A 15,079-nucleotide genomic window follows, 5' to 3' on the forward strand; every position below is an offset into this window, starting at 1 on the left:
TGAACCCGAGCGTATTTGATATCAATTATTTCTCCCTACTCCCCTACTCCCCTACTCCCCTACTCCCCTACTCCTAGAGCAGAAAGAGATGAATTTTCTTCTTTGTGGCGATCGCCACTACCATTGTTAGGATAATTTTGAAGATTCACAGACTGTTGCGGTACACCAATAGCAATACCTTCTCGGTCAAATGCTTGTTTAATTCTGAGGCGGAATTCACGTCCCACAGCAAACTGTTGTATTGGTGCAGTCTTAATCCAAATTTGAATTAAAATACCTGTGTGAGAGATATTATCAACTCCTAGAATTATTGCAGGTTCGAGAATTTTATCTTGCCATTCAGGTTCACTTCGCATTTGCTCTGACACTTCTTCCATCATATTTAGTGCTTTCCTAGCATCTGCACTGTAGGCAATTTCAACTCGAAAGTCTACCCGAGACCAATCTTTTGTCAAGTTTTGCACCACTTCAAAACTACCATTAGGAATAGTAATTAATCGCCCTTCTGCTCCCCTCAGTTGAGTCAAATAAAGATTTATATGTTCTACAAGACCTGTTACATTACCTATTTGAACTACATCTCCAACAGCATATTGATCGGTCCATAAAATCAAGCAACCGTTAATCATATTATCTACTTTAGCTTTGAAAACGTAAGTTAATGCTATGCCAAGAATTCCTATTCCGGCAAGGGAAATACCTATTGCTTGTATAGTAAATAAAATGGCAATTGAGTATATAACAACACTTGTCGCTTGTTTGAGTGCGCCTGAATAAGTATTAACTCGCATGATATATCTTTCAGGTACTAGGGAACCTTGTTGTGCTTGTGTTGCCCACTTATCTAACCAAAAGTCGATTAAGAAATAAGTAGCTTTATCTGTAATGCTGGCAATTACCCATATTAAAAAAAATTGTACATATTGTGTTAAGAGAAAAGAATATAAAGCCCTAGTTTGGGGGAACATAGCAACAATTAAACTTATTCCTCCCACCCAGATAAATACTTGTGCCCACATTAAAATTTGCTCTAGTAAAACAGCAATATTTTTTTGTTTGTTTAAAATAAACTGTCGTTTTAGAGAAACTTTTGGCAATGCTGACCAGATGTATTCTAACTGATTTAAAAATCCTAAAGGTGCATTTTCAACCATTGCTAGTAATATGCTGAGAGTTGTAATTTCTAGGTTTGAATTTAGCAAAAATTCTTTTTGAAATTAATCGATGATTCTGTTTCTTGAGTATTGGCTATATTGGCAGTAGGTTGAGTATTTTCTATCAATTTTTCTTCGGGATTGACTTGTAGAGATTCCTCTAATTGTTTGATTTGTTCTTTGAGCAATTCAATTTTAGCTTTCAAGGGTTTTTTTATCCACTTTAAAACTGAGCTAATAATTATCATGCTAGCAATAATCATAGAAACTTGAGCGATGATAATATATAGTTTTTTGTTGTAGTATTCTCTTTCTTTTAAAGCATTACTCAATTCTTGAAGAATGCGATTTTGCCAGATATTTGCTAGCTGCAATTCGTTATTAGCAAAGTTGGCAACTACGTCATATTTTGTAACTGTGAGTATGGTTTGTGTTGTTAATCCTGGTTGTTCTGGCGCATAAATAACTGTTAAATTATTCAGAGTTCCTACTTCAATTTTGGGAGTTTGAGGATGAAGATTTAGACTTTGATTTGTGCCTTGACTATTAATATTTTCTTGGCGAATAATATCAATATTTGGGGTAATCTTTTGGATTCTTGTCTGAAGTTCTTTTACCTTGGGAGTTAATGTCGGTTTGGCGAGCAATGATGGGTCAAAATCAGATGGTTTTTCTGGTAATTGATTATTAGATTTAGGAGTTGAACTTGGAGGTGATGGATTTGGTATTTTCTGCTCTTTCGACTGTAGTACTATCTTTAAAACTTGTTGAAGATTAATTTCTACAGTTTTTGCTCTTTGCTTGGCAGTAGAGATAGCACTTTGATTCTCTTCTGTATTAGTTGATAGTGCAGCTACAGTAATTAAAGGTCTGCCATTAAACCAGACTTTACTACACATTAAATTACCACATTGATATGGTCGATTAAACCAATCAAAAATTGGTCCTTGATTCTCTGTTTGTTGTATATTTGGCAGGAATGGTATTTGTGCCCAAGCTACAGATGACCAAGTAATTGTTATCCCAAAAGTTAATAGAGCAACCAGAATAAATTTTACCACCGAATGAATTTTGCTATGGTTTTTACTAGCGATCGCTCTCATATTATTCTGAAATTTTTTGATAAATTGATACTTGATTTTATTGTGCATAAATCAATCAAATTATAACAACCTTAAAAGCAATAATATCTGACAACTTTAAATTAAGTTAGCGGTCCAAAAATCAGGTCAATAGCTTCCCCATTTTCAGGGGGTAAAAAAAGAGAATATTCCAGATTTCAAGTCTCTAGCTGTTTGCGCAGCATGACCTAGGAAAGCAAGAGGTACTGATAACTAATAACTGTTAACTGGTAACTGAAATGACACTATATTCTACATTTTTCAGGAAAATTTCAAAGAGATCGAATATAGATAAAAATGCTTATAGTCCAGTATAATTAATTGCTTTTTTATCAATATATATATACAGCATCAGCCATTAGGATTACAATTATATTGATTTATTTTTGCAGAGTACAGGAGTATTTCTATGCCAGAAGCAGTAGGTCTCATAGAAACTATTGGTTTTCCCAGTATATTAGCTGCTGCAGATGCTATGGTCAAAGCTGCGCGAGTTACCTTAGTTTACTACGGTATAGCTGAAAGAGGCCACTTTGTCGTGGTGGTTCGGGGACCAACTTCTGAAGTTTATCCTTCAGTCCAAGCTGGCATTGAAGCAGCAGAAAAAGTCTATGGCGGTATAGTGGATGGTCACTATATTGTTCCTAATCCCCCTGAGAATGTAGAATCTGTATTACCACTAAGTTATACAGAAATTAGTGAACAATTTAGATGAATATTGTCCTAAACTTATTGATAGCTCAAATTAATATTATTTATAATTTGGCTGAATATATAGTTTAGTTATGACAGACATCTAAAATTTTTACAATTAATTGTAGAGAATTTAATTCTTAACTTAAATTTAGGAGAAATAGAATGGCGCAACAAGCTGTTGGAGCACTGGAGACTAAGGGTTTTCCTGGTATTTTAGCTGCTTCAGATGCAATGGTAAAAGCAGGTCGAGTCACTTTAGTGGGTTATATTAGGGTTGGTAGCGCTCGGTTTACTGTTCAAATTCGAGGTGATGTTTCGGAAGTAAAAACTGCTATGGATGCAGGAATTGCTGCAGTTGAAAAAGCTTATGGTGCTACTTTGGAATCTTGGGTAATTATTCCTCGCCCTCACGATAATATTGTGGCTGTTTTACCAATAGATTTTAATCCAGGTGTTGAAGAATTCCGCCAACGAGTAGAAGGAATAACTGTACCAAGATTGCCTAATAGGTAGATAAATTTTGATTAATTAAATATCTACATAATTCTATTTTAAGCCGTCCATAAGGCTATAGTATGACCAAGAGTTACAATTTTGGTTAGTATTAAAAATTATAGACAGTGGACGGTAATATGGAAGTATGATTTGAGTGGTTAGTTGGGATTAAATATTATACCAATTTGATAAATATTTGCTACAAATAACTAGGTTATTTCTTAGGAGTCAACCCACCCCCGCCCCTCTCAGGAGGGGAGCCAGGATGGGAAGTCAGGAGGATAGGAGTCGTATGAGAATAGCTTTGATACCATTTATTAGCTCATAATTTATCTTTTTCGTCCAATAAAAATATCCTGTAAAATATTTTAACTGCTCCTACTATTCGTAAAATTATTTTTCCAAATTGGTATTAGGTTTTAGGTATTCAATAATTAATAATTAATAGTTACCTGTATTTAAAAATAAAAGATTGGTGATTTTTTTGATTGATTTCTTCAAATAATTTAATATACTTGAAATTTTAATTATTAAATAATTACAAAAATCAATAACCAGAAAACACAAAACTATCACAATTAATTAGGAAACTATATATTCTGTCAAAAAAAATCCCAAAATTAGTGAAATTTTAATAGTGAAAATTCAAAAAGTAATAAGTGAACATTTTCATTCAAGATGCTATTGTTAAAATAAACACAAGAGAATCTATATAAAAGATATTGAACTTATCTATTGTTGACAATAAAAGGTAACATCGAATGAAATTTTGATTGAAAATACCCACAATGAGCAAAGACTATGACAGAAGGATAGTCTTTATTTATTGTAGCTAATTTCCTGATTAAATTTTGTGTAGGTAGGGCGAGCATATAGCAAAAAAACGAAAATACAGATATAAATTCTGAAACTCTTAGCACTGTTATATACTCCCTTATACCAAAATATTTTCTACACAATCGTGTCGAGGACTGCTATATATTGAATCTTATCTGAACCTATGGATACTTGGATTATACAATTACACCGCTCTACTAATGAAATTACTTTTTTGGCAATTAGTGCCTTAGCAGCAATAATTTTTTGCTTTTGGTTTATCCCTATTGCTACAGATACTATGGTAAATTCTGCAGCAGGTTTAGCGGAAAAATATTTAGGTAAAAATCAACGCACATTAGTAATTAATTCTAGTACAAATAATCCTGAATTATTTTTGATGTTGCTATCATTAAGTCTCGGTAGGCTAGGAGGTATAGCAACTCCTCTAGGTTCAAATTTTGCCAATATTTATCTCATGTTTATTGTTGCACCAATAATTGTTATAGGTAAATGGGTATTTGTAGGAAAAATATCTAATATCAAAAATTTTATTGAAATTCTTAATAAAGAAAAATGCTATTTTTATGGCATTTTTCCATGTCATTATTAATGTTTACCTTTGCGACTACAGCTTATTGGTTTATTACTGGTGAATCGGAATTTTCACCTTTACCAGAAGTCATAGATCCTCGAACTTTGCCCTGGATAATTGTTGGTGGTATAACTTGTTTAGCAGGTATACTTGTCTTTTTTCTTTATGAAAAACAGTTTAAGCAAAAAAGACCTGAATTATTTGACGATATTAATGCAGATGATTATGAAGCAAGTTGGTGGAAGTTTATTGTAGGCACCACTTTATTGATATTATTATGTTATATTTTAAATACATTATTTATAGCTTGGACTGAACTTTATGATGATTTACTGACTAAATTATTTGGTGGTTCAATTTTTGCAGGATTACATTATTTTTTGGGAAGTTTAATATCATCTCTACCAGAAACAATTGTAGCTGTGAAAAATTATGAGCGTTTAACTTCACCAGATTTAAACACAGCAATGGCATCAGCTAGTCAGTCAAATATGACTAATTTGGGAATAGGTTTTTTGGGTAGTGTTTTAGCAAGTTTACTATTGGCGATAGGTATTAATTATCAGTTGTAAAATTGTAAGCATTTCCTAGGTCATGCTGCGCAAACAGCTAGCTCGCAGTCAGCGCTTCCCTGCGGGATGCGCTCGTATTCAGAAATTAATAATGAAGAATTCCTTTGATGCAACGCTCCGCGAACGCTAATCTCTTACAGCGGTTTTCATTTCAGTAAACCACAGTAGGGGCGAATGCCATTTCCTAAGGTCATGCTCCGCAAACGCCCCTACATATGGCGTTTTTAAGGTTAATTTGCGTAAGTCCTGAAAGTAAGATTTTTACTTCTTCCTTCTTCCTTCTTCCTTCTTCCTTCTTCCTTCTTCCTTCTTCCTTCTTCCTTCTTCCTTCTGCAATTTGATATTAATTCCGCCCCTCCTTTCCATTCAAATTAACTTTTTTCCCATTGCTTCCATGCTGTAAAAACTGCATCAACATCGCTTCCATTCGTGGGGATAAATCAATTGGTAAATTCCCAGACCGCAAATGCAAATCCTGTTGCGGAAACGGAATCTCTATTTCATGCTCCCGCAATATTGCCTCAATCTTAAAGTACAACTCACTCCTAATAATTTCCTGTTTGCTCGGTTCCGCTGTCCATACCCGTAACTCGAAATTTAGAGAACTATCTCCAAACTCAATAAACAGCACCTGGGGTTCTGGTATCGATAATACATCGGGGTACACTGCTCCTGCTGCATCTAATAAAGCTTGACGTACTGCCTCTACATCAGATCCGTAAGCAACTCCCACTGGTAACCGCAACGCTGAAACTGGGTGGTCATGATCCCAATTTATTAGCTCCGCCTCCAAAAACCGGGAGTTAGGTAAAATAATAGACACATGGTCGAAAGTTTTAATCATTGTACTACGGGCACCAATGCGTTCAACTGTGCCTTGATATTCTCCAATTTCTACAAAGTCGCCCACTTGTATCGGTCGCTCAAACAATAATACCAAACCACTACCAAAATTTTTAGCAATATCCTGGAAACCTAAACCAATACCAACGCCAAACGCACTTGCTAACAAGGCAATAGAACTCAAGTCTAAACCCCATACTTGCAATAATACCATCACACCAATAGTGATTAAACTGTATTTGGTCATAGTGGCGATCGCTTCTTGAGCGCCTCGGTTAATTCCGGTTACTCGTAAAATGCGCGATCTTAAAATATTTGTTATTCCACCAACACTAATTATTAATGCCCAAACTAAACCTACTAAAATTAATAGATCGGGTACAGAATATGTTTGATTTCCCAAATGAATTACCGGAGAAGTAAAGGTGGAAATTAAGGTGTCAGTAAATTGATAACTGAACTGTCGAGTTAGGGGAAATTTATTAGTAATATACAGAATTGTTCCTACCCATAAAGCTATTCTCGTAACTAACAAACTTAAACTAATTAGTATAGATAAACTTTTGCTCTCTTCAGGATGAGCAATGCCATGATTTCCCAAAAAAAACAATAGAGCTTGATATAAATATTTTCGCCATACTAACTTTAATAGCCAGTTGATTGCTATGGCCACATTAATAATTAATCCGACTTTAATTAATGTGTTTCCCATAAATTTTAAAGAGCGTTCTTTTTGAGCGATTTTTACTGACTCCTCAATTTTTTCTACCCAAATTTCTGTTTGCTCTTTTAGATTACTTCCTGGAAAAACATCTTTTTGAGTAACAGTTAATAGATAGGCATTGTTTAACCAAATTGTTGGTAGTTTTTCTTCTGTTTTAACTTTTATATTTATATGGTTTGATGATGAAACTAGGGTTAATAATTTTTTTTCTATTAACTCAGCTCTTTTCTGGGCAGTATATTCTCCTGCACTGCTAACTTTGAGTATTGGTCGCCCATCTAAAACTACTGGGGCTGTAGAGTTTTTAATTTCTACTAATGCTGCTCCTGGAGTAAATATCATTAAGCTACTGAGGATAAGCACGATTGTGCTAAATATAATAAATTGAAATATTCCTGATTGACGAGATTTAAAATTATAGTTATAGTTATTTTCTACAATCACTCTTTTACCCACCCTTTAGTATTTTGATATACAATAATGTAAAATATCAATAAATTTTGAATGAATTGTAACACAATATAGGACAAGTTGATAGAAGTTTGGTTTTCCATCAAAATAATTAATTCCTACGCTGCTTTACTCATTGAATTGGATACATATATAGTGGAACAGGAGTATGGGGTATAGTTCCGGAAAAAAAGTAATATTTTTTTATTATTAATAATTGCTCAATGGTAAGTTTGGATCTATAAATTATTAGTTAATATAGCAGAAGAAAGAGAAGAAAGAGGGAAGAAGGAACAGGGAAAATGGAAGATGGGAGAGGGAAAATGGAAGATGGAAGATGGAAGATGGAAGATGGAAAAATCTTACCGAAAAATTAAGGTATAAAGCCTCTCTATTCATGGAGAAAAAAGCGGTCGTTTGCGGAGCATTCCGTAGGATGGGATGGCGTTTTGCTCCGCAACATATAAAGGGGAGCGGCTCTGATAAGAGCGGGTCTCCTCGCCATATCCATGAGACCAAGAGAAGAAAAAAATTCCTTTTAACCCAATCCTTTTCTTTTCAAGGAGAGGTAATTCTAAATTCGCGCATTCTAAATTCTTAATTCTTGAAGTTGTCTGAGTTTTAAGCTTTTCCTCTGTCTGCGCCTATTCTTTCGACTGCTATATCTTAAGAAGAAAGTGTAATTATCAGTTTTTTTTGATCTAATACAGGACTTACACAAATTGACTTTTAAAGCACTATCTATAGGGGGCCATTCGGAGCTTTGCGGAGCGCAAAGCTCCCCTAACGCACTAGCTATCTGTAGAGTCCCTGGGTAAGTCCTGGAATATAAAAATTTTGATAGTGTATTTTTTAGTTCAACAATTAATAATTAGAGTATTGAATAAAAGGAAAATTTTTGTTTGTTTCTGCTTGTAGGACAACATCCTATGGTGTAGTTAAGGAGAGATTTTTGAACTAAATAATTAAGTTCAATTAATATTAAAATATAGCTTTTAAATTCATGGCGATCGCCAATCAAATTACAGGGTAATTCATTTAAGTAGACTACAAAATTCTTTTAGGTCAGGCAGTAGGCAGTAGGGGGAAAGAATTGATAAATAGGGTTTGCTGAAAAAGTCTTATGGGTGAGGGTAGGAGACAGGAGACAGGAGTCAGAATTTACGGGGAGTTTAGAGGTGGAAGTCGGAAGAATAGTCCGTTAATTTTTCTGCCAAGTGTGAGCCTTTAATACTAACACGCATGAACCTTTTTGACCTAACTTATTGCACTTTTTCAATACCTAAAAAGGCACTTACTAATATCAGTCAATGCTTTCATATTTAATCAGCAAGCTCTAAATAAGAATTTGATAATTGATTTGATTTGTTATGCTCGCCAGATGTCTATTAGATAGCTATCTCTATCATTATTTACCGAAATATTGTGGTTTAAAGCTTCCCCTTTTCAGGAGATAATAAATAAAAATTTTCATGATTAGTCAATCCTCTCCTTGAAAAGAAGAGGTAATTCTAAATTCTAAATTCGCGCATTCTAAATTATTGAATTTTTCTTCCCTCTTCCTTCTTCCTTCTTCCTTTTATCTTGGTACTGAAACTTGTTTCAATATAGAATTAATTACACTATCAATTATTATTCCATCTAACTGTGCTTCAGGTTTCAAAATTAACCGATGACGTAATAGAGGTAATGCCACTGTTTTAATATCATCTGGAATTACATAATTTCTATTATTTAACCAAGCTTGTGTTTTACTGGTTTGTAACCATGCTACTGCCGCTCGTGGAGAAGCACCCAAAGCTACATCTGGATGTTTTCTGGTTTGCTGAACTAATTCTAATAAATAATCTAATATTTTTTCTTGAACGTTAATTGCTTCTATTTCTTGACGAGTTAAAATTATTTGTTCGACCGTTGCTACAGGTTTAATTTGATTTAATTGAATATTTTTGGCAGTCAAACCTTGTTGGACATTTAGCAACATTTGTTTTTCTGCTCCTTTGTCTGGATAATCAATAATAATCTTGAATAAAAATCTGTCTAATTGTGCTTCTGGTAATGGATATGTACCTTCAAATTCTAGGGAATTTTGAGTAGCAATTACCCAAAATAAATTTGGTAATGGCAAAGTTTTTCCATCTAATGTTACCTGTTGTTCTGCCATTGCTTCGAGTAAAGCTGCTTGTGTTTTTGGTGGAGTACGATTAATTTCATCTGCTAATAATATTTCTGTAAAAATCGGACCTTTTTTCAAAGTAAAATTGCGACTATTTAGGTCAAATACATTAGTCCCTAAGATATCTGATGGTAGAATATCTGGTGTTAGTTGAACTCGGCGAAATTCGGCTTGAATTAATCTAGCTAATACTTTGACTGTGAGAGTTTTTCCTGTGCCTGGAACTCCTTCTATTATTACATGACCTCCAGTTAACAAGGCTATTAATAATTGTTGAATAGGTATATTTTGACCGACAATTATTTGACTGAGAGTTTGAGATAGTTGAGTAAATCTTGAGTTAGTTTGTGTCATTTTAATTCAGTTATTAGTATATAAAGGAAGAAGGAAGAAGGAAGAGGGAAGAGGGAAGAAGTTTTATGGTTTATCTTCCGTTTTTATCTGATTTTATACCATTTGCCAAAAGTCATCTTACCGTAGAAGGAAGAGGGAAGAAGTTTTATGGTTTATCTTCCGTTTTTATCTGATTTTGTACCATTTGCCAAAAGTCATTTTACCGTAGAAGGAAGAAGGAAGAAGGAAGAAGGAAGAGGGAAGAGGGAAGAAGTTTTATGGTTTATCTTCCGTTTTTATCTGATATACCATTTGCCAAAAGTCATTTTACCGTAGAAGGAAGAAGGAAGAAGGAAGAAGGAAGAGGGAAGAAGTTTTATGGTTTATCTTCCGTTTTTATCTGATTTTATACCATTTGCCAAAAGTCATCTTACCGTAGAAGGAAGAAGGAAGAAGTTTTATGGTTTATCTTCTGTTTTTATCTGATTTTGTACCATTTGCCAAAAGTCATTTTATCGCAGAAGGAAGAAGGAAGAAGTTTTATGGTTTATCTTCCGTTTTTATCTGATTTTGTACCATTTGCCAAAAGTCATCTTATCGCAGAAGGAAGAGGGAAGAAGTTTTATGGTTTATCTTCCGTTTTTATCTGATTTTATACCATTTGCCAAAAGTCATTTTACCGTAGAAGGAAGAAGGAAGAAGGAAGAAGGAAGAAGGAAGAGGGAAGAGGGAAGAAGTTTTATGGTTTATCTTCCGTTTTTATCTGATTTTATACCATTTGCCAAAAGTCATTTTACCGTAGAAGGAAGAAGGAAGAAGGAAGAAGGAAGAGGGAAGAGGGAAGAAGTTTTATGGTTTATCTTCCGTTTTTATCTGATTTTATACTATTTGCCAAAAGTCATCTTACCGTAGAAGGAAGAAGGAAGAAGGAAGAAGGAAGAGGGAAGAGGGAAGAAGTTTTATGGTTTATCTTCCGTTTTTATCTGATTTTATACCATTTGCCAAAAGTCATCTTACCGTAGAAGGAAGAGGGAAGAAGTTTTATGGTTTATCTTCCGTTTTTATCTGATTTTATACCATTTGCCAAAAGTCATCTTACCGTAGAAGGAAGAGGGAAGAAGTTTTATGGTTTATCTTCCGTTTTTATCTGATTTTGTACCATTTGCCAAAAGTCATTTTATTACACAAAGAAGAAGGAAGAAGTTGTATTATTGATATTCCGTTGTTTCTGCTGCGGAGTGCTACGCAAACAGTTATTTCATAAGTCCTAAATATCAAGGCATTTACTATATAAATCAATTTTTGAGACCAAAATTTTAGTAAGCATTTCCTCCGGAATGCTTACAAATTTTACGGTCAAAAATTATTTTTTGCTTTGTTTTCAACTTGAAATATTTTCTCCCACTTATCTAACCAATTTAATAACTCTGATTCGGTAATTTTTCGCTTTTGAGATTGAATTTTTAGAACTTTTTCTAATTCTATTGATGGCTCTCCAGTTTGTTGTATCCAAGCATCTATCAAAGATTTATCTTCAACTATATTTTCTCCTAATCCTAATTTATTTTGCAATTGAATTTTTTGTTCTTTTCCTGTAGTTTCTAAAATAAATTCTCGACTTTCTGCTTTTTGTAATACTCCTGCTAAAGCTTGAATATAAGCTTGACTATTATCAACTATTGGTGCTGATAATTTTATCGGTTTGGCAAAACGACGATTTTGAGCAAAAATCAGGATAACTAAAATAATTAAACCCTGAATAAAAATTGGAAATAAGGGAGTTTCAACCAAATAATTCACTAAACTTTCTCCCAACTCTTCCTTAATTACTTCTTGGTCTTTATAACCATGAATATATTCATCTACTAAAATTCTTTGTTGACCTTGAGTAACAAGTTGAGCTAAAAATTCATAATTTCCAGGTATATCTTGATAAGCATTAGCAGCTAAATATTGAGTAGTAGCTAAGATAATTCTTCCTTTGCCAAACTGCTTTTGCCAAACTATAGCACCGTAGCGATCGCCTAATAAATTCTCTTCTTTTTGTTGCTCAAGTTTTATTGCTCGGCGACTTGTTTCTATTTCAACTTTTCCCACTTCCGTATCATGGGTAGTCGTAAAATCTGCCTTTGTCACCTCTTTTTTAATACCTAAAATTACTAAAATATTTCCGGATTTTACCCAACTTTCTATCCGAGCATTAATTAGTGGATTTTTTAATTTGCTATTAACCTGTAATAGAGTGACTGATGAGTTAATATATTGACTATTTTCTAAATCTATAAATGGTTTTTCCCAGCGTTGAATATCCGCGCCTTTTTCTAACATAAACTTGTACCAAGCACCATATCCATCTGGGGCACGACTATAAGTAGAACCGCTATTTAATTGATTATTTACTGGGGCAGAAAAAACAGTGATTATCATAATTGAAATTAGAGCGATCGCTCCAAATATCCAAAATTTATTAGTTTTTTTCATCTCTGATTTGTTGATAAGCTTCCTGGCATTCTGCAAATACAGCAGCAGAAACTTCTAAGTTACCAAATAATAATTGCTGATGAGTAATGAATAATTTTTGATATGGTTTAGGCTGAGATAACTGCTGAATTAATTCTAAATATTCTCCATCAGTGCGACTAGGTAGATCGGAAATAATACCCCGGTCATTTAATCCTTGTAACATTGCCATATATAAACAACGACAAGCTTCTCGATAATTGCCTATTTGTTGGTATTTTTGCGATTGATTTAACCAAGCTGTTACTGATAATTCTAATTGAGATTTTTCTCTAGTCTTTGTTGTTAAATTAATTTGATTACGAAGACTATAAATATAAGGATTTAACAGTCTAATTATCTGTATAGCTACCCAGCTCAACAGAAAAGCAAAAAGTAGCCACGCCATTGCTTTAGCAATAATTAATATTATGGGATTATCCAACCATGAAGGTAAATCTACCTCTGGTAATTTAGCTGTTGTTTGAGAAGTTTGAAGTTCCCACCATTCGCTAAATTTTTGTTGTAACTTTTGGAATTGCCAACCTAAACTATCTTTTTCAAATGAATTTTCAGACATACTTCAATTTAGTCTTGCTCTGGTAGAAAATTTGTAGAATTAGTATAAGCATTTCCTAGGTCATGCTGCACAAACAGCTAGCTCGCAGTCAGCATTTCCCTACGGGATGCTACGCTTGCCAGCAATTAGTAATGAATAATTACTTCTCAGGTTTGGCAAGGGGACCCATGGCAGTAACTTTTTATTCTTTCCTCAATTTCAAAGGTTGCTTTTACCTTCCAAAAAATTAGCTGATAGCTAATAGCTGACTGCTGTTTGCTTACGAATTAGTCATAGGAATTTCAATAATAAATTCAGCATATTTTCCCGCTTGAGTTTCCACTTTAATACTGCCATGATGTTGTCCAACAATTATTTGATGAACTAGAGATAAACCCAAACCTACTCCTTCTCCAGGAGATTTAGTAGTGAAAAAAGGGTTGAAAATTTTATCTTTAATTTTTGAGCTTATTCCTATACCATTGTCATTGATATGGATTGCTACTTTTTCTCCTAAATTATAGGTTTGTACAGATAAGGTAGGATTAAAATCTTGATGAGCAGCTTCCTGTTGTTCTAACTTAGTTTTGAGAGCATAGCAAGAATTATCAATTATGTTCATAAAAGCCTGAAACATATCAGAAAATGATAACTTAATTTTATTAATTGATTCATCGTAATTAGTCTTAATTGTCATCGGAACATTCTGTTTTTCCCACAGCTTCTTACAAGCTAACTGTAACGACTCATTTAGCATATTATGAATATCGCTAAATTGTAAGCTATTTTGGTCAATCTGTGCGTGTCTTATCATACCTTTAATAATTTTTTCTGCTCTTTTACCGTGTTGATAAATACTATCTGAATTTTGTTTAATATCATTAATAATTTCTTGAAATTCTTCAAGTTTTTCTGGTTCCATTTTATTACTTTCTAAAGCTAATTCTTCCATTAGTTCCTCAACTAAATCTGTAGAAAGTTGAGCAAAATTTTGAATAAAATTAAGAGGATTACAAAGTTCGTGAGCAATGCCTGAAGTTAAAGTACCTAAGTACGCAAGTTTTTCTTTAGCAATAATCTGTTTTTGAGCTGTTTGTAGCTGTCGCAATGTTTCTTTAAGCTTTGTTTCTGCTGCCTTTCTTTGTGTAATTTCTTCTAGCAGCAGTAGATTTTTATTCTTTAATTTTGCAGTTAATTGCCGCAGTTCTACATGTACTTTTACCCTTGCTAAAACCTCATCTATTATGATTGGCTTAGTAACATAATCTACAGCTCCTAACTCAAATCCTGTAATTTTATCCTCTATATCTGATAAAGCAGTCATAAATATTACAGGAATATCTCTAATTTCTGGGATTGCTTTTAAGCGCTTACAGATTTCAAAACCATCAACTATAGGCATCAAAACATCTAACAAAATAATATCTGGACTACTTTCTATTGCTTGTTTCAAACAATTTTCACCATCTACAGATACTAATACCTTAAAGTTATAGCTCTCCAGAACAGTAATTACTAACTTCAAATCGATTGGATTATCATCCACAATCAAAATAGTAGTATTTTTCTCCTTATTATCAATACCATTAGCGACTTTCTTCATTTAATTTATACCTATTCTAAATTCGATAAATTTTGCGATTAATTTTATCTTTTCTTTTGCGGGTTTAATACCCCACTGTTATTTCAGTTATCAGTTATCAGTTATCAGTTATCAGTTATCAGGCACGCCTCCTCCGGAGGAACTGCGCCCTTCAGTACCTCTGCCTAAAGTCAGAGGCTTGAAATATAGCGCTGCGCGCAGCTCATCTGGCAATAGGCAATAGGCAATAGGGGGAATAAATTGCTGATAATATAAGACTTTTAGCTATTGGACACCTCCTGCAATTTGTAAATATGCCAGCGCACATTGCTATATTGAAGTTGATTTTTTTTCATCCCCTTGAAAGGGGAGGCCAGGGTAAACGCATCTAAATTCTGGAAGCTTTTGTAGTTAAGGCTTATAGAGCAATAAGTATAAATACTTAAATAGCTGACATTCTTACC

13 protein-coding genes are annotated in these 15,079 nt (G+C 33.8%); 6 read left to right on the forward strand and 7 right to left on the reverse strand.

Features of this window, described 5'->3' with window-relative positions:
- Positions 1–59 precede the first annotated feature (59 nt).
- On the reverse strand, positions 60–1,202 hold the full coding sequence (locus SAGCYANO_RS41180) for a mechanosensitive ion channel family protein (protein WP_202225298.1): 1,143 nt from the start codon (positions 1,200–1,202) through the stop codon (positions 60–62).
- Positions 1,196–2,305 (reverse strand): hypothetical protein, encoded by a 1,110-nt coding sequence (locus SAGCYANO_RS41185; RefSeq protein WP_202225299.1) that lies wholly within the window; start codon positions 2,303–2,305, stop codon positions 1,196–1,198. Before SAGCYANO_RS41185 ends, SAGCYANO_RS41180 begins: the two co-directional genes overlap by 7 nt.
- A 379-nt stretch (positions 2,306–2,684) precedes the next feature.
- On the opposite strand from SAGCYANO_RS41185, the gene SAGCYANO_RS41190 reads away from it, so the two are divergent.
- The 4 genes from SAGCYANO_RS41190 to SAGCYANO_RS46895 all read left to right on the forward strand — a co-directional run bounded on the left by SAGCYANO_RS41190 (position 2,685) and on the right by SAGCYANO_RS46895 (position 5,449).
- Positions 2,685–2,990 carry a BMC domain-containing protein gene (locus SAGCYANO_RS41190; protein ID WP_202225300.1) on the forward strand — a complete coding sequence of 102 codons (306 nt, stop codon included), beginning with the start codon at positions 2,685–2,687 and terminating at the stop codon, positions 2,988–2,990.
- 143 nt (positions 2,991–3,133) lie between these two features.
- A complete protein-coding gene (locus tag SAGCYANO_RS41195) occupies positions 3,134–3,484 on the forward strand; it encodes a carbon dioxide-concentrating mechanism protein CcmK (protein ID WP_124143537.1) in 351 nt (116 codons plus the stop codon).
- A gap of 982 nt (positions 3,485–4,466) precedes the next feature.
- Positions 4,467–4,895 (forward strand): hypothetical protein, encoded by a 429-nt coding sequence (locus SAGCYANO_RS46890; protein WP_237397191.1) that lies wholly within the window; start codon positions 4,467–4,469, stop codon positions 4,893–4,895.
- On the forward strand, positions 4,859–5,449 hold the full coding sequence (locus SAGCYANO_RS46895; protein WP_237397192.1) for a hypothetical protein: 591 nt from the start codon (positions 4,859–4,861) through the stop codon (positions 5,447–5,449). Before SAGCYANO_RS46890 ends, SAGCYANO_RS46895 begins: the two co-directional genes overlap by 37 nt.
- A gap of 343 nt (positions 5,450–5,792) precedes the next feature.
- Here the strand turns inward: SAGCYANO_RS46895 and SAGCYANO_RS41205 are convergent, their stop codons facing one another.
- On the reverse strand, positions 5,793–7,460 hold the full coding sequence (locus SAGCYANO_RS41205) for a mechanosensitive ion channel family protein (RefSeq protein WP_202225301.1): 1,668 nt from the start codon (positions 7,458–7,460) through the stop codon (positions 5,793–5,795).
- Between the two features lie 1,585 nt (positions 7,461–9,045).
- Positions 9,046–9,996: a MoxR family ATPase gene (locus tag SAGCYANO_RS41210; RefSeq protein ID WP_202225302.1), complete on the reverse strand. Its 951-nt coding sequence runs from the start codon at positions 9,994–9,996 to the stop codon at positions 9,046–9,048.
- 147 nt (positions 9,997–10,143) lie between these two features.
- On the opposite strand from SAGCYANO_RS41210, the gene SAGCYANO_RS41215 reads away from it, so the two are divergent.
- Positions 10,144–10,311: a hypothetical protein gene (locus SAGCYANO_RS41215; RefSeq protein WP_202225303.1), complete on the forward strand. Its 168-nt coding sequence runs from the start codon at positions 10,144–10,146 to the stop codon at positions 10,309–10,311.
- Between the two features lie 288 nt (positions 10,312–10,599).
- On the forward strand, positions 10,600–10,887 hold the full coding sequence (locus SAGCYANO_RS41220) for a hypothetical protein (RefSeq protein ID WP_202225304.1): 288 nt from the start codon (positions 10,600–10,602) through the stop codon (positions 10,885–10,887).
- A 444-nt stretch (positions 10,888–11,331) separates the two neighbouring features.
- Here SAGCYANO_RS41220 and SAGCYANO_RS41225 read toward each other — a convergent pair whose 3' ends face one another.
- The 3 genes from SAGCYANO_RS41225 to SAGCYANO_RS41235 all read right to left on the reverse strand — a co-directional run bounded on the left by SAGCYANO_RS41225 (position 11,332) and on the right by SAGCYANO_RS41235 (position 14,636).
- Positions 11,332–12,456, reverse strand: coding sequence for a DUF4350 domain-containing protein (locus SAGCYANO_RS41225; RefSeq protein WP_202225305.1), 1,125 nt, complete (start codon positions 12,454–12,456; stop codon positions 11,332–11,334).
- Positions 12,443–13,054 (reverse strand): DUF4129 domain-containing protein, encoded by a 612-nt coding sequence (locus SAGCYANO_RS41230; protein WP_202225306.1) that lies wholly within the window; start codon positions 13,052–13,054, stop codon positions 12,443–12,445. Before SAGCYANO_RS41230 ends, SAGCYANO_RS41225 begins: the two co-directional genes overlap by 14 nt.
- A gap of 259 nt (positions 13,055–13,313) precedes the next feature.
- On the reverse strand, positions 13,314–14,636 hold the full coding sequence (locus SAGCYANO_RS41235; protein ID WP_202225307.1) for a hybrid sensor histidine kinase/response regulator: 1,323 nt from the start codon (positions 14,634–14,636) through the stop codon (positions 13,314–13,316).
- Positions 14,637–15,079: the final 443 nt, after the last annotated feature.

It is taken from the genome of Okeania sp. KiyG1 (assembly GCF_014132355.1).
GTDB lineage: Bacteria > Cyanobacteriota > Cyanobacteriia > Cyanobacteriales > Microcoleaceae > Okeania.